The sequence below is a fragment of the Geminocystis sp. CENA526 genome (assembly GCF_050753365.1).
Taxonomy (GTDB): Bacteria; Cyanobacteriota; Cyanobacteriia; order Cyanobacteriales; family Cyanobacteriaceae; genus Geminocystis.
Genome location: NZ_JBLZFY010000011.1, coordinates 16,384 through 40,174 on the forward strand (window position 1 = coordinate 16,384; position 23,791 = coordinate 40,174).

Sequence of the window (23,791 nt, forward strand, 5' to 3'; positions counted from 1 at the left end):
CATTAGATGAAACTAATTAATTTAGATTAGAAAGTAAAGGTAGTTCTTAAAGTACCGATAATTCCATCTTGGTTGCTACCTTGGTTAGTATTACTTACCCAAATAACACCAGGAGTAACAGAAATATTGTCAGTTAACTGATACTTGTAGAAGGCTTCCACATGGATGGGGATATTGTCAGAAGTGATACGAACTCGACGAGAATTACCACTAGGATCAGTTACAAAGTAGCGAGCGCTTCCATTGTAAGGTTGAACACCGGCAAAGATACCTAAAACGCTACCTTCTTTGAATAAGTCTGGGAAAGCAACACCACCACCATAACTCCAAACATCATCGTTACCACGTCCTAATCTGGTTACGTTGGTATAATTGAAGAAAGCACTTAAGCTAACAGCATCACTCAAACGCCATGCTACTTGAGTTCCATAAGAACTACTTGCTTTATCACCTTGGTCAACGGTAGTTCCAGCTCCGAAACGGCGTTCTAAAATGCTATTTAATTGGCTATTGCTTTGGTTAGCTAATTGAGTACCAACGATACCAAAACCGCTACCAGCACCGCCTCCGAAGATAGGACTATCTTCTTTGTGGAAACCATGAACGTAAGTGAAGCCTAATGCAAAGGTATCGCTCATGTTGAAATTAAGTTGACCTAACATAGAGTAGTCACCGTTGAACATACCAGCACCTCTTTCAGGAGAGTTAGGAGAACCACCAGCTAAGTAACTTACCGTTGCAGTACTAGGTCCAAGTAAACCTTCTAAGAAACCTAAACGGTAGCTGAAAGCAACCCCAGAACCACCACCAACACGATAGATAGGACTTTCAGAAGCGAAGGGACTTAACGCACCATTACCACCATCGTAGTCTTCAAAGAAGGGGTTGAGGGTAGGAGCGTAGTCACTGTGAATACCACCCCAAGCCGCTACATAGGTTTTAATTTCAGCATTTTCACCTAATTTAATAGGGGCATAGTAAGCCAACCAGTCAACTTCAACATTATTATCAGCACCGGGATAAAGGTTAAAGGTTTGATTTAACACAGCACTAGGTCCCGAAACATTTCTGTTTTGAACGGGTAAGCCAGGAGTACGAAATGTGTTGCGACCAGAAACATTGAATGCACCAGCATTACCTGCGGATAAACGAGTGATTAAGGTGTCTTCTCCAGTGAAACTGGTTTCTAAGGCTAAACGAACACGGTTAGCAAGGATTGCTTGGTTTCCATCTTCAAAGTTTTGGGTTAAAGCCATGATAACTTCCCCTTTTAACTTGGTAGTGGTGGAGAACTGATGATCTTCTAAGAATGCAACTCTACCTTCTAAGTTGTCAACTCTTGCACCTAATGCCGCTAATTCAGACTCAAACTCAGCCATTAAGCGTTTTAGTTTTTCGATGTCTTCTCTCATTACACCTTGACTAGAGGCAATTAAACGCTCCATTTGTTGCATACAAGCGTTTAAACCTGCGGCGAACTCGTAACGACTTAAGGCACGGTTTCCACGGAAGGTTCGATCGGGATAACCAACGATACAACCATAGTTTTCTACTAAGCTACGGAGAGCTTCAAAAGCCCAATCGGTAGGAGATACGTCTCTGAGTTGAGAAACACTGGTAACTTGATCTTGAGAAGATACACCACCTTCAGCGCTGTAGCTATCTAATTGATTGATAATTTGAGCATTTACTTCAGTATTAACCTGAGAGATTTCGTTCGCTTGAACTTGTCCAGTGGCTAATAAACTAGCACCCACTAATACGGGGGTTACTTTAACGGATTTCCAGAAATTCTTTTTCATAGTTTTAGTTTCCTCACACATTATTACTGCTATTAGTTTTAATCGAAAAACAAAGATTTAACAGTTTCATATTGTTATATTAACACGAAAATATAAATTGATCACTAATAAATCTTAAAACTTTGTTAAGGTATCTTAACTTTTAGTTAACTATTACCTTATGCCGTATGCTATGGCAATTTAAGGATTGTCATTGATAAATATACCAGTAAGGACACCCTTCTTCCGCAGAAGGGAAAAAAGGATGCCAAGTTATAGAAAAATGTGGGTTTTTAAGTTTTCCAAAACTCTGACTGCTGGAAGGAATAATGAGTCAAAGTTTGAAACTGTTTTTCACCCAGTCTGTAATCTTTTTCTGATTAAACAGCCCCAGCACACAGCCGAGTTTGAATCACCAGAAAACCCACAATCTTACTACTACTATCTATCATGGGCATCACCTCCTGTTCTTCCTGAACGGCTTTTAATTAATTTACTGAAAATATCTAACTTATAAATTTGAAAATGACCACAGTAAAATCGATCGTATCTGCGATGATATAATTACATAGTCACTCAAACACAAGGGGAATTTATCGGTGGTAAATACGATTAGTAAACCAAAAACAATATCAATAACGACACTTAATCAATGGTTAGAAGCATTAAGCGATCGAATTATTAAAGGAGACAAGATCGATCGAGAGGAAGCCTTAAAACTCACAGAAATAGAAGGAGAAGAGAATATCTTATTATTATGTGAATATGCCGATCGAATCCGTCAAGCCCGTTGCGGAAATATTGTGGACTTATGCAGTATCGTTAATATTAAATCTGGTAACTGTTCAGAAAACTGTAGTTTTTGTTCTCAATCAGTACATCATCAAGGCAAAGACTCTCCTGTTTACGGCTTAAAATCCAGGGAAGAAATATTGGAATATGCCAAAGCCGCCGATGAAGCAGGGGCGAAAAGATTTTGTTTAGTATCCCAAGGACGAGGATTAAAATATAATAGCCCTAAAAATAACGAATTTGAAGAAATTTTAGCCACTGTTAAACAAATTATCGCCGAAACAAACGTTAAACCCTGTTGCGCTTTAGGAGAAGTTACCCTCGAACAAGCTCAAGCCCTCAAGGAAGCTGGTGTTACCCGTTATAATCATAACTTGGAATCCTCTGCGAATTTTTATGATAAAATCGTCACTACCCACACATGGCTCGATCGAGTAGAAACAGTTAAAAACCTCAAGAAAGCAGGGATTCAAGCCTGTACGGGGGGGATCATGGGCATGGGAGAAACGTGGGCTGATAGAGTCGATTTAGCCCTCTCTCTGAGAGAATTAGAAGTAGAGTCTGTCCCTATTAACTTACTCAACCCCAGAGAAGGTACACCTTTAGGGCATGAAACAAAACTTACTCCCTTAGAAGCCGTAAAAACCATCGCTATTTTTCGTTTTATTTTACCTACGCAAATATTACGTTATGCTGGAGGTAGAGAAGCGGTATTAGGAGATTGGCAACGTCAGGGCTTAAAATCTGGCATCAACGCTATGTTAATCGGTAATTATCTTACCACTTTAGGGCAATCTCCCGAAGAAGATCATGCTATGTTAGCAGAATTAGGATTACAAGGAGGAGAAACTCCTGTTAATTAGGGGTTGCACCTGAGTTCGATATAAGATGATGAAGATAAGAGGGGGAAGAGGGGGAAGAGGGGGAAGAGGGGGAAGAAAATGCTTTCAAATCTTCTTATGATTCGATCGCGCAGCGCTGCTGAAGAGCGATCGATTTAATCTAATTTTTATATCGAACTGAAGTGGTTGCGAAGAAAGTATTTTGATGAAGGGGAATAATCTCTAATAGGTAATAGACATCTCTTATAATTAGGGTTTGCTTGAAGATAGGAAAGCTATTAGAATCAACGGTTTAGATGGGTTGAACACTGTTCAACCCCTACGTTTACAAAAAAGTGTGCATTTTTGGCAATTTTTACTTAAAAACTAGGCATAAAATATAAAGTTATAAACGTTACATTGAGAGATAATAACGTTAAAACTATTGCCTGTTGCCTTCCTTCACCAAAATACTTTTTCAGCAGACTCTAATTACTGATTACTTTTTTTGGTGGCTGTTTTTTTGGCGGTAGTTGTCTTTTTCGTTGTGGTTTTTTTAGCAGTAGTTGCTTTTTTAGTCGCTGTTTTTTTAGCTGGAGTTTTATCTTTTAAAAGCAATAACGCCTTATCTAAATTCATACTTTCTACGGTTTCCCCGTCAGGTAATTTGACATTGGTTTTACCATGTTTAAAATATACTCCATAAGGACCTTCATAAATGTTAATGGCTTCTTTGTCTTCGGGATGCAACCCTAACTCTTTTAAGGGTGGTTTTGTCGCCCCTCGTCTTCCCCGTGTTGCTTTTGGTTGTGCAAGTAATTCCAAAGCTCGATCGAGACTTATAGTCAACACATCGTCTTCTTTCTTCAAAGAGCGATAATCTTTTCCCTCTGTACCTTGATCATGGACGACATACGCACCAAAACGTCCTAAACTAGCTTTAATGGGTTTTCCTGTGTCGGGATGCTCTCCAAGAGTACGAGGAAGGGTTAAATATCCCAATGCCATGTCTAAGGTGATGTCTTCGGGTTGCACTCCTTTAGGAAAAGATGCCGTTTTCGGTTTCTTGGCTTTGCCTTGGGGCTTGTCGCCTAATTGTACATAAGGACCATAAGTGCCGATTAATAAGTATATAGGCTCTTGAGTTTCAGGATCATTACCTAAAATGGGAGGTCCTTCGACTTTTTGCTTCAAGAGTACTTCTATTTGTTTCGAGTCGAGATCAGAAGGAGTAAGATCGGCAGGAATAGAGGATTTTACGACTTCTTCCCCGTAATTTGCCTCAATATAAGCTCCAAACTTACCTATTTTGACAGTTACGTCTAAATTCTCTAATTCTATGGCTTTTGCAGTTTGGGGATCAATATCAGTTTCTCTGACTTTCACCTGATTTTGCAATCCCTTCTCTCCTCGATAGAATTTGTCAAGGTAAGGCAACCATTTTTCGTTACCCGATGCAATATCATCAAGGCTTTGCTCCATTTTTGAGGTGAATTTAGTATCCACTAATTCCTCAAAGTTTTTCTCTAACAAGGAGGTAACAGCAAAGGCGGTAAAGGTAGGAATCAGTGCCTTATTGCGTAACTGTGCATAACCTCGATCGACGATCGTACCGATTATACTAGCATAGGTACTAGGACGACCTACCCCTTCACTTTCCAATGTTTTCACTAAGGATGCTTCTGTATATCGAGCTGGAGGTTGGGTTTCGTGGTGAATCACCTCTAATTTTTTACAATCGGGCTTGTCTCCCTCCTTCAAATCTGGTAAGATAACCTCTTGATTCTCTAATGCACCTTCAGGATCGTCCGAACCTTCTACATAAGCCCTGAAAAATCCTGCAAAATCGATTCTTTTGCCTGTCGATCGAAATATCGCATCTTCCACCGCCATATTTACGGAAATTTGGGTTAATTGAGCATCCGCCATTTGACTGGCAACGGTGCGTTTCCAGATTAAATCATACAACCCTAACTCTTTGTCTCTCAATCCTGTTTCTTTGGGAATGCGAAAAGTACTACCAGCAGGACGGATGGCTTCGTGGGCTTCCTGTGCGCCTTTTGCCTTAGTTTTGTACTGTCTTGGTTTGGGGCTTAAATACTCTTTGCCATACATCGATTCTACACAACTACGCGCGGCGGTAATGGCTTGATCAGACAAATGTACTGAGTCTGTTCTCATGTAGGTAATATAACCATTTTCATAGAGACTTTGAGCAATACGCATGGTATCCTTTGCCCCTAAGCCCAATTTACGGTTCGCTTCCTGTTGCAAAGTGGAAGTAGTGAAAGGTGGAGAAGGGGAGCGTTTGGTAGCTTTTTCATCTGTCTCCGTTACTTCCCAAGTCTTTCCTGTTAAACGGGCTTTTAATTCTGTCGCTTCCTGTTCATTTAGTACAACTACTTTTTTATTCTTAGCTAGTTTTCCAGTCTTAGGGTCAAAATCGCTACCATTTGCCACTTTTTGCCCTTTTAAGGTCGTTAATTTTGCTTCAAAGTCTGTTTTGGCATAATTTAACAACGCCTTTAAATCCCAGTATTGAGCTTCTTTAAAAGCCCTTCTTTCTCGTTCTTTCTGTACTAATAGACGCACTGCGACAGATTGTACTCTCCCTGCCGATAACCCTGCCGCAATTTTTTTCCACAGCAAAGGAGATAGGGTATAGCCCACTAATCGATCGAGAATACGCCGTGTTTCTTGGGCGTGTACCAAATTTTCATCAATATCACGACAATTCTTTAAGGCTTGTTGAATGGCATCTTTAGTAATTTCATGGAAAACCATACGCTTGATAGGCACTTTAGGCTTAAGTAGCTGTAATAAATGCCAACTAATGCTTTCTCCTTCCCTGTCTTCATCCGTTGCCAGAATTAACTCATCGGCAGATTTTAAGGCTTGTTTTAATTGCTGTACGGTTTTATTCTTACCTTTAGGGATGACATAGATAGGCTCAAAATTATTATCAACATTTACCCCTAATCTTGCCCATTCATATTGTTTATATTCAGGGGGAATTTCCTCCGCAGAGGAGGGCAAATCTCGAATATGCCCCATAGATGCCTCTACCTGATAATCTTTAGGAAGGTAGTTGCGTATGGTTTTGGCTTTGGTGGGCGATTCAACAATGACTAATGTGGACATAGATTATTATTTCGGTTCTCTCTTTTGCTACTATACCTATAATTTAACTATTTAGCACATAACTGAGCAATGAGTAATGAGTAATGAGTAATGGGGAATGAGTCGCTTTAGCAGACGGTAGCTATTAGACGTGTAATTTATTACACGGCGTGTTATTAATTAACATCTTCAATTCCTAATTCTTAATTCTTAATTCTTAATTCTTAATTCTTAATTCTTAATTCTTAATTCTCCATTATGATCGAAGTTGAAAATTTAAGTAAAATTTACGGTGCAACTCAAGCGATAAAAGATGTCTCTTTTTCTGTGGAAAAGGGTACTATTTTAGGTTTTTTAGGACCAAATGGAGCAGGAAAAACTACAACTATGCGTATCCTGAGTGGTTATATTCCAGCCTCATCGGGAAAGGCGAAAATTGCTGGTTTTGAAGTCCATGATAACCCTATGGCGGTAAGGGAAAGAATTGGTTATCTACCCGAAACTCCTCCCCTTTATACGGATATGACGGTGACGGATTATCTTGGTTTCGTGACAAAAATTAAGGGGATTCCTAGTGGCGATCGAACCGAAAAGATCAAAAAGGCGTTACAATGTTGTCAACTAGAAGATCGATCGAATACCATTATCAGGAAGTTATCGAAGGGTTATCGTCAAAGAGTTGGTATCGCCCAAGCTATTGTCCATGAGCCTCCTGTTATCATATTAGATGAGCCTACCGTAGGTTTAGATCCTCGTCAAATTATCGAAGTCAGAAACTTGATTAAAAGTTTAGCAGGAGAAAGAACTGTTATTCTCTCTACTCATATTTTGCCCGAAGTGAGCATGACTTGTGATTTTGTAACAATTATTAACAAAGGTACGGTTGTGGCAACAGGGAAACCTGAAGAATTGTTACAGCAGATGCAGGGTAACGCAGGTTATGAGATAGAAGTGGAAGGAAACAGCGATAATTTATTAGATAAATTGCAAGAAATTTCTGGGGTTAAAAGTGTCAAAATAAACCCTATAACTGAGATAGAAAATCGTTTTTTAATCAATATTAATCTTGATAATAATTATGATTCAGGGAAAGATATTGCCTCATTAATTGTTTATGAAGGATTGGGAATTTATGAAATGAAAAGAAGTCATCCTTCCCTCGAAGATGTCTTTTTACAACTTACCACTAATGACGCTACTATTGAGGATAATTAACAAAAAACGGGTTAAAGGCTTGAATATTTTCAACCCCTACGAAGCAATTAAAAATTTTTTTTGAAGATACCTATTTAAGATTATGAATAATAAATATCATATAATTTACGATGGAAACTGTAATTTATGCGTGACTTTTACTCAACTATTAGAAAAGTTCGATCGAGGTAAATTATTCAATTATATTCCTATGCAAAATACAGAAGTTTTAGAACAATTAAACATTACTTTTAAAGATTGCGAATTAGGAATGATATTGATAGATAGTAAAAATCTTAATCAACGTTGGCAAGGCAGTTTAGCCGCCGAAAAAATCCTAGAATTGTTACCCAATGGTGAATTATTTATCAATGCTTATCGGGCAATTCCGGGGTTAAAATGGTTAGGAGATAACAGTTATTTACAAATTAGAGATAACCGTTATCAGTGGTTTGGTAGTAGAGAAAAAACCTATTATTCAGATTATAGTTTTAACTGTGAAAATAATCCTAATTGTACTGTCCAATAAAATTATAATAATTTAGTCATAATTTTCATAGTATTTCGATGACAAAATCAAGAGAATTTTAAATTTTTAATTACTTGAGATTGCTTCGTACCTCGCAATGACAATAAAAAAGTATTTTAAATCAATATACTTTGATTCTATATCTAATTTATTCGATCGATTCCATTTGCACAATAATCAATTCTTGTCTAGTTTTACCACAGGGTTCGCTACTTTGACAATCATTAATATTAGCTAATTCATAGGTTAAATAAACTTTTTTATCTAACAATTCTTGAGATTCTTCACAAATTTCAAAACTAGCACCTATAATATTTTCGTTGCCATTATCATCAATTAAAGTGACATAACACATTAAATCACCATTAACTAATTCTTTGACAATTCCAGTGGTTAAATTATTGTTTTCTTGACTTAATATAGGAGTAGAAGAACAACCCCATAATAGAGTTATTATTGTTAATAAAAAAGTGTTAATTTTGTTATTCATAATGTTATTTTTCTTTAGTAAAAAAATGATGGTGGATTATCCTTAATTTTTTTGTTGCTTCTTACACCTAATTCCTTGTGAGCTATAATACAATATAGTTTACTTCGATCGATCCTTTACCATGATAAACAACCATCAAGATAACCTCGAAAAATTTATTGTCTTTTATCAACAACACATTATAGGACAAGAAAGGAAAGAAGCGCAAATATTTCTCGATCGATTTTTTAAGGCTTTCGGTTATGATGGTGCATTGGAAGCAGGGGCAAAATACGAAGAAGCCATTAAAAAGGGTAGCAAAAAGAAAAATACAGGCTTTGCGGATTTAGTCTGGAAACCCAAGCTATTAATTGAGATGAAAAAACGAGGGGAAGACTTATCAAAACATTACCCCCAAGCCTTTGAATATTGGTCAAGATTAGTACCGAATCGACCTCGTTATGTGATATTATGCAACTTTGATGAATTTTGGATTTTTGATTTTGACTTACAGTTAGATGAACCTGTAGATATAGTTAAGTTAGAAGACTTAGGGAAACGCTACTCCGCCTTCAACTTCATGGCAAGGGTAGAAAGTAAACCCATCTTTAATAACAATCAAGTTGACGTTACCGAAAAGGCGGGAAGACGACTAGGGGAATTATTCCAAATCCTCCAACATCGCCTCAATTTACGCCCCCCTACCCCCAACTCTGGGGGAGTTACAGATGAAAAAGTCTCCAAAATTGGGGATAAACAGGCAAATCAAACTCTAAAAATCCAACGCTTTATCCTGCAATGCGTCTTGGCAATGTTTGCGGAAGATAGGGGATTATTGCCTAATGATTTATTTCTACGATGTGTAGAAGAATGCCTCGAAGGCGCTAACAGTTACGATGTCTTAGGCGGTTTATTCCGTGAAATGAATAATCAAGGAGTCACTCCTACAGGAAAATATCAAGGTGTGGAATACTTTAACGGTGGTTTATTCAGTATAGTGGATTCGATCGAACTCACCAAGCCAGAGTTAGAGATATTAGAAATTGTTGCCAAGCAAGACTGGAGTAAAATTCGCCCTGCTATTTTTGGTAACATTTTTGAAGGTACAGTTAACGCCAAAGAGAGACATAGTTACGGAATGCACTATACTTCTGAAGCGGATATTATGAAAATAGTGCGCCCCACCATTAGTAAGTATTGGGAAGATTTAATAGACAGTGCAAATACCGTTAAAGAATTGACTAATTTACAACTCCAATTACAGAATTATAAAGTATTAGACCCTGCTTGTGGTAGTGGAAATTTTCTCTACGTTGCCTATCAAGAATTAAAGAGAATTGAGCAATTATTATTAGACAAAATTAAGAGTAAAAATAAGGGTAAAAATCAACAAATTAATATCAGTTTTGTTACTCCTAATCAGTTTTATGGTATGGATATAAATCCCTTCGCTGTGGAGTTAGCAAAAGTTACTTTAATGATAGCCAGAAAAGTTGCTATTGATAAGTTTAATTTAACCGAACCTGCTTTACCTTTAGACAGTTTAGATAATAACATAATTTGTACAGATGCCTTATTTACTGATTGGATAAAAGCGGATGCAATTATCGGAAATCCTCCCTTTTTAGGCGGTAAAAAATTAAGACAAGAATTAGGAGATAATTATGTAGAAAAACTTTATAATCAATTTAAAGAAGTAAAAGGACAACCTGATTTTTGTATTTATTGGTTTAGGAAAACCCATGATAATTTAACGAAAAATGCAAGGGCTGGTTTAGTAGGAAGTAACTCTATTTCGCAAAATGTAAGCCGTAATGCTAGTTTAGATTATATTGTGGAAAATGATGGTTTTATTAATGAAGCAATCTCAACTCAAGTATGGACTGGAGAAGCAAATGTTCATGTTAGTATTGTTAATTGGAGTAAAGAAAAACCTAGTCAATTATTTTTAGATAATGAAATAGTTGAGCGTATTTCGTCTTCTTTAAAAACAGAAATTTCTGTTACTTCAGCAAAAAAGTTAAAAGTGAATAAAAATAAATCATTTGAGGCTTGTGCTTTAGGCGGAAAAGGTTTTATTATCTCAGAAGAAGAAGCAAAAGAGTGGATAAAAAAAGATAGTAAAAATCAAGAAGTTTTAAAACCGATGATTGACGGGAGAGGTTTAATTTATCCTTTTGAAAAATTAGATTGGGTAATCGATTTTAATGATATGAGTTTAGAAAATGCCTCTGATTATTATTTACCTTTTGCAAGAGTTAAGGAAAAAGTTAAGCCTGAAAGAGATAATAATAGAAGTTCTCTTGCCAGAAATTATTGGTGGAAACTTCGTAGATATAGCCCAGCAATGAGAAAAGAATTAAAAGGATTAAAGTATTATTTTGCTATTCCTAAAGTGGTTAAATATGTAATTTTTACACCTGTTGATATATCAATTTTACCCTGTGAAGCTAACATGGTAATTGCTTCCGATGATTTTTATATTTTGGGAATTTTAAACTCAAAAATTCATCGTATTTGGGTTAAGGCTAAAAGTTCAACTTTAGGGGAAACTTTAAGATATACTAATACCACTTGTTTTGAAACATTCCCGTTTCCGCAGTTAAAAAATGCCCCTTTTTCTGTAGGAGTAATAGGTGACAAGGCAAGGGGCTTTGATCAGGCAAGGGGCTTAAGCCCCTTGTTACCTGAAGCATTAGAGGCTGAAAAAATTATGCAACAAATAAGAGATAAAATGCTCGAATTACACGATTATAGAACAGAACAAATGAATAAAAAACAATGGGGGATTACTCAGTTATATAATGCCTTTTTTCATGAGCCTAGTAGTAAATTATATCAGCTTCATCAACAGTTAGATAAGTTAGTAATGAAAGCCTATAATTTCGATGAAAATGGAGATATTTTAGAGCAATTATTAACCTTAAATTTAGCTATTTATGAAAGAGAAAACTAAATACTTTTTTAGCAAATCTTACACAACTCACTTTAGTAGAGTTATGCTGTTAGCAATGAAATTTATTTCATTGTGAGATAAGGGTTTTCATCTATAAACCGCCTTGCAATAAATTGACAAGGAAACCAATAGCTAAAGTCTGCTAAAGCGACTAATCAAAAGACAATTTTAATGGTACTTTGAAACTGCCATACTCAGCACATAGTTATCTAAAATATACCATGTTTTAAAAAACCATTTGTTTTGTTTTTCTCCTTGATTATGGAGGATTTGATAATTAATATTTTCTCCTATTTCTTGGATATAAATACTATCTAAACCTCCCGATAAACCTTCCCCGATCGATTTTAAATAGGCTTCTTTAATAGTCCATAATGTAAAAAAATATCTATAACTATCTTCTTTATTTAATTGAATTAAATGTTGATATTCTTGAGAACAAAAAAAACGTTTAGCAATATTTTCTATCTTAACTTGATCGTCAATTTTTTCTAAATCAATACCTAAATTATGTTTAGCAATGCCATAAACTGTATAATTATTTTTATGGGAAAGATTAAAATAGATTTCTTGGTTATGAATTAAAAAATCAAGAGATGGTTTACCTTTATTACTATAATTAAAAGTTACTTCTTGAGGATTTATGTGTAAATATTTGGCTAAAATAAGTCTTAAATTTGCTCTATTAATTAAAAATCGATCGCGCTGTGATGTGAGCTTAAAATTATGATACTTTTTCCGTTCATCTTCTGATAAAATAGCTAAATAATTTTCATATTCTTTCAAATCACAATCTTCGATATTAATTAACCATATATCAACGTTATTTTCATTTATAATAAGATGGTTCGATCGAATTTCTGTCATTTAATTATTGTGCTATGAGCATTAAAATAAGAAAGTTTAGTGTAAGAGATTGCTTCAGATTGCTTCGTACCTCGCAACGCTACGCGCCTCGCAATGACAAGATAGAAGTTATTGTCTCTTATTTTTTATTTAATTTCTAATTTCTATAGGAGTAAAAATTTTCTTTAATATGCAAGTAAAAGATATAGGAGAACATCAACTATTAAAAATTATAAATCAATATTGCGATCGAACCAAAAATGGTGATGATGGTGCAATTTTTTCTATTGACAAAGATAAAAAATTAGTCGTCACCACGGATATTTTAGTGGAAGATGTCCACTTTAGCGACAAAACCACTCCCCCCCATGCTATTGGTTATCGTGCCGTCACCGCAAATCTTTCCGATGTCGTAGCTATGGGAGGCATCCCGAAAAGCATTACCGTCGGGTTATCCCTGAGAAAAGATACCCCAGTGAGTTGGGTAGAAAGTCTTTATCAAGGTATGTACGACTGTTTATCCCTTTTTAACTGTACCATTATTGGCGGTGACATTACCAGCTCCAAAGTCAATACCATTGCCATCACCGCATTAGGAGAAGTCTCAGAAAATCAAGCTATATATCGTCATACCGCCCAAGTCGGCGATTTAATTGTCATTACTGGTAATCATGGATTATCAAGGGCAGGGCTAGAAATCTTGCTCTATCCTGACAAATATCGTCATATAAACCCAGAAATAAGAGAAAAGGTCATTTTTGCTCACCAGTACCCTAAGCCCCGTTTAGATGTAATCAAAGCCCTTTCTGGGTTAGGATGTCAAGGTAAAATTACGGGTATGGATAGCAGTGATGGTTTAGGGGATGCTATTATACAAATATGTGAACAAAGTAAAGTAGGTTCGATCGTCAACCTGAGAAAAATTCCCCTAGATGATGCTATATTAGCCATGACAGACTTTGACACCGCCTTGCATTGGGCATTATACGGCGGAGAAGATTTTGAATTAGTGTTATGTGTCAATTCAGCTATTGCTTACAGTTTACAAGAGAAATTCCCCCAAGAATGTCATATTATCGGCGAAATAACCCCTTCTGATAAGATAGAATTGATAGACGAGCAAAAAGTTTATGCAAAACGTTTATTAAATCAAAAAAAAGCCTATCAACATTTTTCCCATTATCCCTCTTTTGTCGATCTTTGATTTTTACTATTATTGAAATATACTAAAGATAAAAGCGAATGAACTAATAGAGGAAGCAAAATGAACACAATAACCCTTAAAAATCGTTTGATAGAAAAGCTCAATAATCTTTCTGAAGCCCAACTTAATTCGGTTATATCTTTTGTGGAAGGATTACAAAATCAGTTTAAAGAAGCCCAAGAAATTCAACGTCCACAAACTGATGAGGAAAGAATGGCTTTAGCAGAAAAATTCAAACAACTATGTGCAGAAACTCAAGCACTGTTTACTGACAATCCGATAACAGAAGAAGAAATCCAAAGGGAAATAGACGCTTATCGGAGAGGCGAATGAAAATTATTTTTGATACCAATATCTTGATTTCTGCTGCTTTTAGGGGAGGTAAACCAAAGATGGCTATTGCCCATGTTATTGCTTCTTCGAGCTTTGAATGGATAGCATCATCAGAAATTATCAAGGAGTACAAAGAGGTTTTAAATCGTCCTAAGTTGAAATTATCCCAAATTACTAAGCAAGAATGGTTAAAACTAATTGATTTATCTGTTATTCTTATATATGTCAATCTAACGATCGACTTTCCTAGAGATAGAAAAGACGCTAAATTTTTAGCTTGTGCCATATCTTCTGGTGCTGATTATTTAATCACAGGTGATAAAGATTTTGAGGATATACCAGACTTAGGTGTCACTAAAGTCTTTAGTGTGTCTCAGTTTTTAGAAATTATCAACGATTAAAAATTCAGAATTTCTCGTTGTCGGTTGATTAATTCAAAAGATTATAGACGCTACATTTCAAAAAAACGTTACTTTTATGGTGTAAGAATACATCTACTCACTATTCACTATTCACTATCCTCATTAAAAAACTTTTCAGCAACGCCTAGAAGATATTTGATGAATTTGTGTCAATAAATAGGCTATAATCTAATAAGTTGGGATAACCTACTGTAAAGTTTATGCCGTAGCATTAACGTATAAAGTGTCAACATAAAATGTGTAGCTATTAAAAGCTAGACAAATATGATCCATAACTAAATTTACATCTATAATTATTTAAGTCCATCTACTCCCTATAATCTTTCAAGTGTTAATCAAATCATGATTAAAATTTTAGTTGTTGATGATAATCATACTCCCAGAGAAGTGATCTGCGAAGCACTAAAGCAGTTTAATATTCAAGTAACCGAAGCTGTCAATGGGGTAGAAGCGACAAAAATTATGGAAAAAGAGCAATTCAACCTCGTTATTACCGATGTGGTAATGCCAGAAATGAATGGTTATGAATTGTGTCGTTGGATAAAAACAAACCCTGCTACAGAAAAAGTTCCTGTAATTATTTGCTCGACAAAAGGAGAAGATTTTGATATTCATTGGGCGACAAAACAAGGCGCTGATGCTTATATTATCAAACCTTTTAAAACTATGGAGTTACTCAAAACTATCAAATATTTACTTAAGCATAATGTTTAATAACTTTTTTGTTTGTGGATTTGTGTAACGGTTTCGTTTCCTTTTTTCTGAGAATTTCAAGAAGTAATGATAGTTGGGTTTCGTTACCTCAACCCAACCTACAATCTCAAATTTACCAGTTTCGTTTATATTTTTTCTTCTGTTTCCTCTATGGCTGGATAAGTGACTAAGGCTGGTTGTAAACCTAAGAGAGATTTTAGTTTTAGCCATGCCCAATTTTGCCACCATCCAACAATACCATTTGGTAAAATTGTCACCACGATTAAGAATAACGCCCCTTGAAAGAATAACCATATATCGGGGAATTTCTCACTCAGAAAACTCTGCCCTAATCTGACTAGGATTGTACCAATAATCGCACCGATAAGTGTGCCTCTACCTCCTACCGCTACCCATATCACCATCTCGATCGAAAATGCCACTTCCATTATACTAGGAGTAATAATCGCCGTCTGCATGGTATATAATGCCCCCGCCACTCCAGCAATAGCACCCGATATAGCAAAGACTACCACTTTAAACCATGTGGGATCATAACCTGAAAATCTAACTCTATTTTCATCATCTCGAATCGCTATTAATAAACGTCCAAATCTACCACTGGTTAACCAACGACAAAGAAGATAAGACAAGACTAAGAAAAGAATGGTAAATTGATAAAAAGCATTTTGTGCTGTTTGTGAACTGGCTAAAACTCCAAAAATTTCTTCAGTATCAGTTTTCAGTCCATTTGTACCATTAATTAATTTTTGTTGCCCATTGAAGAAGTTAAAAAAGACAATCAATGCGGCTTGGGTAAGAATGGAAAAATATACCCCTTTGATGCGGTTACGAAAAACTAAATAACCTAATAATCCCGCTACAATAGCAGGAATCACGAAAACAGCTATAACCGTAAAGGGAAAAGAATAAAAGGGTTTCCAAAAGAAAGGTAATTCTGTCACCCCGTAGAGGTTAAAAAACTCTGGTAATTGCCCTTCTGGTAATTGTAGTTTTAAGTGCATAGCGAAGGCATAACCCCCCAAGGCAAAGAAAATGCCATGCCCTAAACTTAGCAACCCTGTGTAACCCCAAATCAAATCAATACCTAAAGCTACAATGGCTAAGGCTAAAATTCTCCCGAATAACTGTAATCGAAATTGACTCAAGGTAACGGGCAAAATTACTGATAAGAGAATGATAACCCCAACTATAACCCCTATTTCTATCCATAGCTTTTGTTTTTTGTTTTCTTTGATTTGAGATAAGGTACTACTTACCATTTTTTTGTTACCGTCTAATAAATTGTATTTACAGTTTGACTTTCACATTATGAGAAGATTTTGCTTTGTCTTTAGTAAAAAATGATACATTTATCTAGGTAGGGGTTGCTTAAAAAGTCTTTTGATGAAGGGAAGTAATAGGTAATATAGCATTCATGCCTTAAATGTACAGGCATATTGCCTAAAAGTTGAAGAAACAGTAATAAAACTACATTATCAAGGAATTAATGCTACCGAATTAAAGGTTTTTCAAATTCTATGTGAATCGGGCTATTTCAGAGACAAATGCAAGTTAAATGCCTCTTAGCTTAAAGTGCAAACTATTTTAAAAATGGGTCGCCCGAGATTCGAACTCGAGACCAATCGGTTAAAAGCCGAGTGCTCTACCGCTGAGCTAGCGACCCTTTCGTTACGCTTTAGTTTTTCGCAACGATACCTAGTATAACGAACCTTTTAAAAAAATGCAAGAAACATTTAGTTTTTTTTGCAAGTCTCGATCGAAAAGCATTAGACTTCTTACCAAGTCTGGAAATAAAATTTACTTTTTGAGAGATTTTTTCGTGCTTCGCAAGGATGAAGTTAAGCTAACTCACGAGAAGTTATTTTTTCTATTTGTACCTGAGTTTGATAAAGTAAATTATCACGACTATCCTTAACTTGATTTAAGTGAGGTAAGAGATTGCGAGATTGAAGGCTCATGTGTAATTGTAAATGAGCAACATAGTCACGAACATCCTCTTTCACGGGAGCAATTAAGCTATGGGAATTGACGGTCATTGTATTTCGGTTTAGTATTGCTGATTTTATCTCCTAAACCTTATCATGTTTATTTATTTTAGTCAATGACTATGTTATATAAGTTCATAAATCTATAAGTATGTTAAAAATTTTGGCTTGGCTGGAAGATTTTTTTAAAGATAGAAACTTTTTAAAAGTAATTCATATCACAGAAAATTTAGTTTCTAAAGTGCTTTCTTTAGCCTTAATTGTGGTTATTTTTGTTGCTTTATATGACTTAGTTTTGGTTTTAATAACAGATTTATTTAAAGAAGAACCTATCGGATTTTTTAACCGTACTTTAATTGAACTTTTTGGCTTTTTTCTTAATATTTTAATTGCCTTAGAACTATTGGAAAATATAACAGTTTATCTAAGAAAACATATTGTTCAACTAGAATTAGTTTTAACTACTGCTTTGATTGCCGTTGCTCGAAAAATTATCATTTTTGATCCGAGTAAATATCAAAAAGTGGATTTAATTTCGTTAGGTTTGGCTATTGTTTGTTTAGCTATTAGTTATGGAATAATCCGTTATGTTAATAATGATAAAAAATTTTAATTAGGGCAAAAATAGTTTGAGTAATAAAGGGGCAACGGAATTAACAATTTGCACAAATTGAGGGCTACCTTGACTTCCCCCATTTTTTTCCGATTCTGTGCGCGCTTTTACTGATTCGATAAAACGATTTGATAGCACATAACCTTCTGGGTTTTCTTGTTGTTTAAATAAATCTTGGGCTTTTTGAGCATCTTCTAGGGCGTTATTTGTGTCTCCATAACGGGATTTTATCACCGCTCGACTTAAATAGGGTTCGGCAAATTCTGGATTCAGTTCGATCGATCGATTATAATGATTCATCGCCCCTTGATAATTACCTTTTTTGTCTTCTGCTACCCCCCAGATATAAAATTGTTCAGCACTACCTGCGGTTTCAGGAATCCCTACAACTCCTTGAATATGGGCGCTCGAAATATCAGTATTATTTAAGATAACACCTTGAACATAAGCGGTTCTAAAATCAGTATTATTAACTATAGCTTCAGAAATATTTGCACCAGAAAGATTAGCACCGAAAAAGGAAGCCCCCGTTAAGTTTGCCCCCCTTAAATCCGCCCCAGTCAAATTGGCACGGCTTAAATTTGCCCCCACTAAGTTTGCACCCCGTAAATTTGCCCCTGTCAAGTTTGCCATGACTAAACCAGCGTTGCTTAAATCGCAATTCTCACATTGTTTTGTTCTTAATAATTGGTTCAAATGTTCTATATTTTCAGCTTTAACAGTAGTGGGTAAGGCAAAACTGGTTAACAAAGCGGAAATAATAATAATCGATTTATTCATGACATTTACAGAAATCTTATTATTGTCTAAGTCATGTTTATTTTAACTTAACTGATTTATTTTTATTTTCCTCGATCGAATTATTCTTTTTATACTTTCTATTTATTGGTAGGGATTGAATAATATTTCACCCTCCTACATGATCAATTTTTGCAAATGTCTATTAAAATTCTTCAATAATTATGATTTTCTCAGGGTAAAATAGGCATCTTGCCTGTATGTTTAAAGATATTTATTGGAAATTTTTAATATTACCAAAAAGACGGCTAAAGCCATGACTACAAACCAATTTATAATTATTTTTTCTAAAAGTTTATAATATAGCAATTCTCGTTTTGGTGAGGTACAAAAATTGTCGTTGAAAGGCAAGAGGCAAGAGGCAATTAAAAATGTACCTCATAATTTTAAAAACCGCTATAAATTAGGAAAAATAACGACTAATTTGTAATCGAAAAACAGGATTACTTTTCCAGAGAAAATATAGATAAGTGCCAATAATTACTAAAAAACAAATAAATCCTAAAGTATTGTAAGTATTAATAATCTGATTTGCACTCCAGCCCACTTCGTTATTTAAAACGTTTAAATCTCCTCCAGAATCTCCTCTACCGCCCCAAAATGTACCCCAAGGAATATCCGCTTTTCCTTTACTAATGCGATGCCATTTCGTAAAATTTCCCCAAAATGTTGTTGCCCCTATTACCAAAGCAAAAATACGCCAAAATTCCCAATAAAATTTTTCTGGTAAACGCCAGTAAAAAGCAATAATCAATAAGGTACTTAAATAAAATTCTCCGCCAATACCTCCAAAATATAATAACATTCTATAAGTAGAATAAGAGGTTTTCCATGTCAAAATAAACTGCATAATTGCCAAAATTATACAAACAATCATCGTTGTTTTTTTCTGTTCTTTCCAACCACTATAAAAGGTTAATCCTATTAAAATTAATATCCCAAAATAGACAAATAAAGATCGATCGAACGAGATAATTGTTCCAGCGAATGTTACCATAGCCCGATAACCCGAAAACCATGCAACAGTAGCGTGACCAAATTCATGAACCCACATACTAATAAACCACGCTAAAGGCTCAATAAAATTGATAGCAAAAGCAATTAAAAAAGCAATGGGTAAACCGTAGGTATTAGTTTTAATTTCCGCTTCTTTTAAGAGAATTTCTGTGTTATATTTTCCTGCATTATGGGCATAAATTCCCGTACAAATTTTAATTTTTTCCTGCCAAATTAAGTTATTTTTAGTACCAATACTAGAAATAATAACATCTTGTTCAGTATCCTTAAGAATGTGATTTAAACTATCATAAATCAACTTAGTTGTCAATAATTTTTTACTTATTTTAACATTTTTAATAATCACTTCTAAATGGTTAGGAAAAGATTGAACTTTGACTCGCATACCGATATTTTTTAAATCTTGATTAAGACTATTTGTCAGCGAATGTTGATATTTTTTTGTCTCTTTTTCTACTTGATTATCTTGTTTATTTTGGCAGTATTCTCTTAATTGACTATAGGCTAATTTTAAATTATTGATCTCATCTTTATTACCAGATTTTAATTTTTCACCAATGAGCTTATAATAATGATGGTCAAGTTCTTCTAAAGTAGGTTGTTCAGTCAAATTAAGAATTTGATAACATTGTTCAAGGGTTAAATTATCCATAATTTTTGATACTTTTAACGTTAACAACCATATCCATTGTAGGTTGGGTTGAAAAATGAAACCCAACATTTTTTAAAATTGAGAATTAATCCTCACAATAACGTTAATTTTTAGGATTTCGATCGAAATTGTGATAAAGTTCAATTTATATACTAGCTGTATAATGAATTACACAGTGATTTATGAATTAATATCTAAATCCTTATTGCATTTTACATTTTGAATGAGATTGCTTCGTTGTCTCGTAAGGATAAAAAAAGATTTTTGATGATTAATTAGAATTAGGAATCATCGAATTATCTAATTGATTAATAGTACCTATAAATAATATTGTCCCTGTTTTATTATCTTGAATAACGTATAAAAAAGGACGATTAACTATCATTTGAAAAGGAGAATTTATAGGCATAGAAGTTGCTCTAACACCTATAGATGTAACGGCAGCAGCCTCTGTGCCTTTTTCATCCACATTGACAAAAGTTTTATGTTTAACCTCGCTAACAACAACAGATTCATCCGTTAAATTACTAAAATTACCATCATTAAATGCAGTTTTCATACCTAAATTTATTAAAGTTTCGTTTAAAGTTTTTTCATATTCTAAAGTAAATTTAGGTAAAGCAATTAAGCCTTCTTTATTGCTCAAATTAGATAACCATTGTTGCCAAGTTTCTTCGTTTAATTTTTTCGTAATAGTGGCTAATTCTACATCTTTTTGAGGTAACAAAATATACATACTCATAGCCCCAGATTTACCATAGGGTAAGTTAATTAATTGAAAATTTTGGTTTTCATAATAATTAAAATTTCCTCTTTGAGACATTAAAGGATAATCGATAGTTTTATCTTTTGCTAAATAAAAAGGTTGTTTTTGGGTTAATTGAGGATTAAATTCATTTTGCCAATTACCGTTAAAATAAATGGCATTGATTAAAAATAAAACGTCATCAGGTTTTACCGAATCAATAATTTTTGATATTTTGCCCTTAGTGGCATTATTTACCCAATTATTAATAATGTTTGTTGTCTCAGGGTGTTTAAATTCTAATGTAGAAACTTCGGCTTGAAAATATCGTTTATTGGTATCAATAAATGTTTGCTTAATAGGAAAATCTTTTCTTATCCAGAGGGAATTTTCGATCGAAAGTTCTATATCATTAGTGTTAGTTAATAATTGTTGTAAATCTCGATAACCTTGATTCAACTCATTTAAACTTATGTCTTGAATTGCCAAAGTTTGAGCCATTTCGGTTTTAGTTACACCATCAGCACCATTGTACAAAAGACTTAAAGCGATGGCAACGCTCGTGGGAGAAATGAAAATATTTTCTTCCTCTTTATTATTACCTTGTAATTGATTAAATAACTTGAAAGCAAATTTTTGATTACTGGTTAATAATTGGTTATTAATTGTTTTTGGAGTATCCATATTATTGAAAATTTTTTCTTGATTATTAATCGATTGGGCAGTGGTTTTAAAATGTAAACTTAACCCGATTAAAGAAGCTAAAATTACACTAACAATAACAATTTTTTTTGCATTAATTTTCATAGTTTATCCCCCAAGTAAATATTGCATAATAAAAAGAATCTTATCGATTATAATTAAAACTAAATATATTATATCTGACAGAAACAAAAATGACTTTATTGGTATATGGCATTCCTAACTGTGGCACTTGCAAAAAAGCGATTCAATGGTTAGAAGATAACAAGGTAAATTATCAGTTTATTAATACGAAAGAAAATCCCCCTACTCAAGATTCGATCGAACTTTGGGTACAATCATTAGGAGTCAAATCCATGCGCAACACTTCGGGGTTATCTTATCGTGCATTGGGGGAAGAAAAAAAGACATGGACAGATGAACAATGGGTCGAAGCCTTCGCTAAGGATGCTATGCTCTTAAAAAGACCTTTATTTGTCAAAAATAATCAAGCTATTTTAGTAGGTTTTCGTGCCAATGAAACCGTCAAAAAAGAATTGTTATTGTAACGAAACAAATTAACTATTCCCTTTTCCTTTCATCCCATATTTTGGACTTCGTTTTATAATATGTAGCTCAAGAATAGATAAAATCATCCATCAGAGATATTAAAGGAATATAATCCTTATTAAGATTGAAAGGAGTATCATATCTTCTTTTCTTTATCGTAAATTCTGGTGTTAACATACCTTGAATATTACGAGCCACTTCTGGTTTAATTTTTAAAATACCAGCCATTCGTTCAAATAACTCAATTTCTTTTGGATGTATTATTCCGTCAACTTTAGCTAATTCCCATGCTTGGTATAGTAATAATGTATGTTGTATTTCTGCATTAGAATCTCCTGTTTTTAGGAATAAGTTATCCTTACAAACTTGGTTAAAAGATTTATATTTGTTTGTTTCTATGGCTTTATAAATACGATCATGGTCTTCTTGTATAATTCGGTTATTGTTAGTTAATTGATCAATGACATCTTTTTCCTTTTCACAAAAATATCCATCAGCATACCCCATAGGAATTGTAGCAATAATTGAATTAGCGAAAAATTGACTTTCTCTGTTTTTTTCATTATTACTCATATTTTTAAAACTCCAATACATCGCACCTCCTGCTGTGGTGACGGCTAAAGTAACGGGTAAACCGACTGTTAACATCGTGAAAGCAGAAGCTGACACAGCAACCCCTGTGTGAATGCCTAAAATCGAAGCTAATGAAGTCCATATAGTTGATGGTACAAATATTGAACTTGCCACCGAAGATACACCTAAGCCTACTGCACTACCAGCAACACTTCCTTGTAGGACAGATCGGAGACTTTTTTGCCACGCTTCTAAACTATTACCAATTTTTTTGAGACTGGATTTACTGAATACTATTTCTGTTCCTTGTGTAGTGTTTATATAAATGTATAAGTCCTGTAAGTTAGGTTTAAAATAGCTTTCAATTTCTTCTGAGATTGATTTAAACTCTTTTTCGATCGTTGGTAATAAAATTGTATATAGTGTTTCTAGTTGCTCTATTAATTTATTCCAAGCAGCTCCCAAAAGTTTTTCTATCTCTTGTATATCTTCCTTAATATTAATATCTTTAACACTTTTGAAATAGTCATCTCCACACTGTCGAATGATTATTTCCATAGTCGCTAATATTATACTCAATGTTACTAATAGTGATACCGCTACTGTGATCTCACGAATTATAGGAATACCGATGATTAAAAAATTCCCCGCAATGGAAGATAAAATTGTACTCAGTATTAGTAAAGTAATTGTAATTTGTTGATGGACTTTTGACTCTGGCTTTTCACTTGTATAGATATAAAGTAATAGTCTAATATAGCGAGGAATTTTGGTGATTCGAGATTGAACGAATTTCCAAAGAACAGCAGAAATTAATACTTCTGATAATAACTTGATAATTCCTATAATAAAATTCTGAATCAGGCTAATGATTGGAGATAATATTGATGGATGTAACATTTTTTGATTTATTATTATTGTTTAAGTAATATTTTCTCATTATCTATGATAATATCAATTATGTTATGAAGAG

20 protein-coding genes and 1 tRNA gene are annotated in these 23,791 nt (G+C 34.3%); 10 read left to right on the forward strand and 11 right to left on the reverse strand.

The features are described from left to right. Window positions 1-26 precede the first annotated feature (26 nt). Window positions 27-1,802, reverse strand: coding sequence for an iron uptake porin (locus tag ACN4EE_RS05105; RefSeq protein WP_431705332.1), 1,776 nt, complete (start codon window positions 1,800-1,802; stop codon window positions 27-29). 578 nt (window positions 1,803-2,380) lie between these two features. Between ACN4EE_RS05105 and bioB the strand changes: the two genes are divergently transcribed. After that, window positions 2,381-3,436, forward strand: coding sequence for a biotin synthase BioB (bioB, locus tag ACN4EE_RS05110; protein ID WP_431705333.1), 1,056 nt, complete (start codon window positions 2,381-2,383; stop codon window positions 3,434-3,436). A 450-nt stretch (window positions 3,437-3,886) separates the two neighbouring features. On the opposite strand, the gene topA is transcribed toward bioB, so the two are convergent. Beyond that, entirely contained in the window at window positions 3,887-6,535 is a 2,649-nt protein-coding gene (gene topA / locus ACN4EE_RS05115; RefSeq protein ID WP_431705334.1) for a type I DNA topoisomerase, read from the reverse strand. Between the two features lie 237 nt (window positions 6,536-6,772). Here topA and ACN4EE_RS05120 point away from each other — a divergent pair, with 237 nt between their 5' ends. Continuing rightward, a complete protein-coding gene (locus ACN4EE_RS05120) occupies window positions 6,773-7,729 on the forward strand; it encodes an ABC transporter ATP-binding protein (RefSeq protein ID WP_431705335.1) in 957 nt (318 codons plus the stop codon). 82 nt (window positions 7,730-7,811) lie between these two features. Further along, complete coding sequence (locus tag ACN4EE_RS05125) at window positions 7,812-8,237, forward strand: thiol-disulfide oxidoreductase DCC family protein (protein ID WP_431705336.1); 426 nt, start codon at window positions 7,812-7,814, stop codon at window positions 8,235-8,237. Window positions 8,238-8,385: 148 nt separating this feature from the next. On the opposite strand, the gene ACN4EE_RS05130 is transcribed toward ACN4EE_RS05125, so the two are convergent. Then, the gene (locus ACN4EE_RS05130; protein ID WP_431705337.1) at window positions 8,386-8,727 is read right to left on the reverse strand and encodes a hypothetical protein; all 342 of its coding nucleotides are present in this window, start codon (window positions 8,725-8,727) and stop codon (window positions 8,386-8,388) included. A 121-nt stretch (window positions 8,728-8,848) separates the two neighbouring features. Between ACN4EE_RS05130 and ACN4EE_RS05135 the strand changes: the two genes are divergently transcribed. Beyond that, a complete protein-coding gene (locus ACN4EE_RS05135) occupies window positions 8,849-11,662 on the forward strand; it encodes a DNA methyltransferase (protein ID WP_431705338.1) in 2,814 nt (937 codons plus the stop codon). Window positions 11,663-11,830: 168 nt separating this feature from the next. Here the strand turns inward: ACN4EE_RS05135 and ACN4EE_RS05140 are convergent, their stop codons facing one another. Next, entirely contained in the window at window positions 11,831-12,529 is a 699-nt protein-coding gene (locus ACN4EE_RS05140) for a 4'-phosphopantetheinyl transferase family protein (RefSeq protein WP_431705339.1), read from the reverse strand. A gap of 169 nt (window positions 12,530-12,698) precedes the next feature. On the opposite strand from ACN4EE_RS05140, the gene thiL reads away from it, so the two are divergent. From thiL to ACN4EE_RS05160, 4 genes are all read left to right on the forward strand, one after another. Continuing rightward, window positions 12,699-13,712, forward strand: coding sequence for a thiamine-phosphate kinase (thiL, locus tag ACN4EE_RS05145; protein ID WP_431705340.1), 1,014 nt, complete (start codon window positions 12,699-12,701; stop codon window positions 13,710-13,712). Window positions 13,713-13,772: 60 nt separating this feature from the next. Beyond that, a complete protein-coding gene (locus ACN4EE_RS05150) occupies window positions 13,773-14,045 on the forward strand; it encodes a hypothetical protein (RefSeq protein WP_431705341.1) in 273 nt (90 codons plus the stop codon). After that, window positions 14,042-14,446, forward strand: a complete 405-nt coding sequence (locus ACN4EE_RS05155; RefSeq protein WP_431705342.1) for a putative toxin-antitoxin system toxin component, PIN family — start codon at window positions 14,042-14,044, stop codon at window positions 14,444-14,446. Before ACN4EE_RS05150 ends, ACN4EE_RS05155 begins: the two co-directional genes overlap by 4 nt. A gap of 363 nt (window positions 14,447-14,809) precedes the next feature. Continuing rightward, on the forward strand, window positions 14,810-15,181 hold the full coding sequence (locus tag ACN4EE_RS05160) for a response regulator (RefSeq protein WP_431705343.1): 372 nt from the start codon (window positions 14,810-14,812) through the stop codon (window positions 15,179-15,181). A gap of 125 nt (window positions 15,182-15,306) precedes the next feature. On the opposite strand, the gene urtC is transcribed toward ACN4EE_RS05160, so the two are convergent. The 3 genes from urtC to ACN4EE_RS05175 form a co-directional block, all read right to left on the reverse strand. Beyond that, window positions 15,307-16,443: an urea ABC transporter permease subunit UrtC gene (gene urtC, locus ACN4EE_RS05165; RefSeq protein WP_431705344.1), complete on the reverse strand. Its 1,137-nt coding sequence runs from the start codon at window positions 16,441-16,443 to the stop codon at window positions 15,307-15,309. Window positions 16,444-16,775: 332 nt separating this feature from the next. Beyond that, window positions 16,776-16,847, reverse strand: a tRNA-Lys gene (locus ACN4EE_RS05170). Between the two features lie 175 nt (window positions 16,848-17,022). Then, the gene (locus ACN4EE_RS05175; RefSeq protein WP_431705345.1) at window positions 17,023-17,220 is read right to left on the reverse strand and encodes a hypothetical protein; all 198 of its coding nucleotides are present in this window, start codon (window positions 17,218-17,220) and stop codon (window positions 17,023-17,025) included. 100 nt (window positions 17,221-17,320) lie between these two features. Between ACN4EE_RS05175 and ACN4EE_RS05180 the strand changes: the two genes are divergently transcribed. Next, window positions 17,321-17,782 carry a phosphate-starvation-inducible PsiE family protein gene (locus tag ACN4EE_RS05180; RefSeq protein ID WP_431705346.1) on the forward strand — a complete coding sequence of 154 codons (462 nt, stop codon included), beginning with the start codon at window positions 17,321-17,323 and terminating at the stop codon, window positions 17,780-17,782. On the opposite strand, the gene ACN4EE_RS05185 is transcribed toward ACN4EE_RS05180, so the two are convergent. The 3 genes from ACN4EE_RS05185 to ACN4EE_RS05195 form a co-directional block, all read right to left on the reverse strand. Then, the gene (locus tag ACN4EE_RS05185; RefSeq protein WP_431705347.1) at window positions 17,783-18,562 is read right to left on the reverse strand and encodes a pentapeptide repeat-containing protein; all 780 of its coding nucleotides are present in this window, start codon (window positions 18,560-18,562) and stop codon (window positions 17,783-17,785) included. A 421-nt stretch (window positions 18,563-18,983) separates the two neighbouring features. After that, complete coding sequence (locus tag ACN4EE_RS05190) at window positions 18,984-20,249, reverse strand: zinc metalloprotease (protein WP_431705348.1); 1,266 nt, start codon at window positions 20,247-20,249, stop codon at window positions 18,984-18,986. A 271-nt stretch (window positions 20,250-20,520) separates the two neighbouring features. Further along, window positions 20,521-21,801, reverse strand: a complete 1,281-nt coding sequence (locus tag ACN4EE_RS05195; RefSeq protein WP_431705349.1) for a serpin family protein — start codon at window positions 21,799-21,801, stop codon at window positions 20,521-20,523. 89 nt (window positions 21,802-21,890) lie between these two features. On the opposite strand from ACN4EE_RS05195, the gene ACN4EE_RS05200 reads away from it, so the two are divergent. Beyond that, on the forward strand, window positions 21,891-22,244 hold the full coding sequence (locus tag ACN4EE_RS05200; protein ID WP_431705350.1) for a Spx/MgsR family RNA polymerase-binding regulatory protein: 354 nt from the start codon (window positions 21,891-21,893) through the stop codon (window positions 22,242-22,244). A 67-nt stretch (window positions 22,245-22,311) separates the two neighbouring features. Here ACN4EE_RS05200 and ACN4EE_RS05205 read toward each other — a convergent pair whose 3' ends face one another. Further along, complete coding sequence (locus ACN4EE_RS05205; protein ID WP_431705351.1) at window positions 22,312-23,718, reverse strand: tellurite resistance TerB family protein; 1,407 nt, start codon at window positions 23,716-23,718, stop codon at window positions 22,312-22,314. Window positions 23,719-23,791 lie beyond the last annotated feature (73 nt).

Coding starts and splice junctions, on each gene's coding strand:
- ACN4EE_RS05105 (WP_431705332.1), bottom strand. CDS start 1,802: ATGAAAAAGAATTTCTGGAAATCCGTTAAAGTAACCCCCGTATTAGTG.
- topA (WP_431705334.1), bottom strand. CDS start 6,535: ATGTCCACATTAGTCATTGTTGAATCGCCCACCAAAGCCAAAACCATA.
- ACN4EE_RS05120 (WP_431705335.1), top strand. CDS start 6,773: ATGATCGAAGTTGAAAATTTAAGTAAAATTTACGGTGCAACTCAAGCG.
- ACN4EE_RS05125 (WP_431705336.1), top strand. CDS start 7,812: ATGAATAATAAATATCATATAATTTACGATGGAAACTGTAATTTATGC.
- ACN4EE_RS05130 (WP_431705337.1), bottom strand. CDS start 8,727: ATGAATAACAAAATTAACACTTTTTTATTAACAATAATAACTCTATTA.
- ACN4EE_RS05135 (WP_431705338.1), top strand. CDS start 8,849: ATGATAAACAACCATCAAGATAACCTCGAAAAATTTATTGTCTTTTAT.
- ACN4EE_RS05140 (WP_431705339.1), bottom strand. CDS start 12,529: ATGACAGAAATTCGATCGAACCATCTTATTATAAATGAAAATAACGTT.
- thiL (WP_431705340.1), top strand. CDS start 12,699: ATGCAAGTAAAAGATATAGGAGAACATCAACTATTAAAAATTATAAAT.
- ACN4EE_RS05150 (WP_431705341.1), top strand. CDS start 13,773: ATGAACACAATAACCCTTAAAAATCGTTTGATAGAAAAGCTCAATAAT.
- ACN4EE_RS05155 (WP_431705342.1), top strand. CDS start 14,042: ATGAAAATTATTTTTGATACCAATATCTTGATTTCTGCTGCTTTTAGG.
- ACN4EE_RS05160 (WP_431705343.1), top strand. CDS start 14,810: ATGATTAAAATTTTAGTTGTTGATGATAATCATACTCCCAGAGAAGTG.
- urtC (WP_431705344.1), bottom strand. CDS start 16,443: ATGGTAAGTAGTACCTTATCTCAAATCAAAGAAAACAAAAAACAAAAG.
- ACN4EE_RS05175 (WP_431705345.1), bottom strand. CDS start 17,220: ATGACCGTCAATTCCCATAGCTTAATTGCTCCCGTGAAAGAGGATGTT.
- ACN4EE_RS05180 (WP_431705346.1), top strand. CDS start 17,321: ATGTTAAAAATTTTGGCTTGGCTGGAAGATTTTTTTAAAGATAGAAAC.
- ACN4EE_RS05185 (WP_431705347.1), bottom strand. CDS start 18,562: ATGAATAAATCGATTATTATTATTTCCGCTTTGTTAACCAGTTTTGCC.
- ACN4EE_RS05190 (WP_431705348.1), bottom strand. CDS start 20,249: ATGGATAATTTAACCCTTGAACAATGTTATCAAATTCTTAATTTGACT.
- ACN4EE_RS05195 (WP_431705349.1), bottom strand. CDS start 21,801: ATGAAAATTAATGCAAAAAAAATTGTTATTGTTAGTGTAATTTTAGCT.
- ACN4EE_RS05200 (WP_431705350.1), top strand. CDS start 21,891: ATGACTTTATTGGTATATGGCATTCCTAACTGTGGCACTTGCAAAAAA.
- ACN4EE_RS05205 (WP_431705351.1), bottom strand. CDS start 23,718: ATGTTACATCCATCAATATTATCTCCAATCATTAGCCTGATTCAGAAT.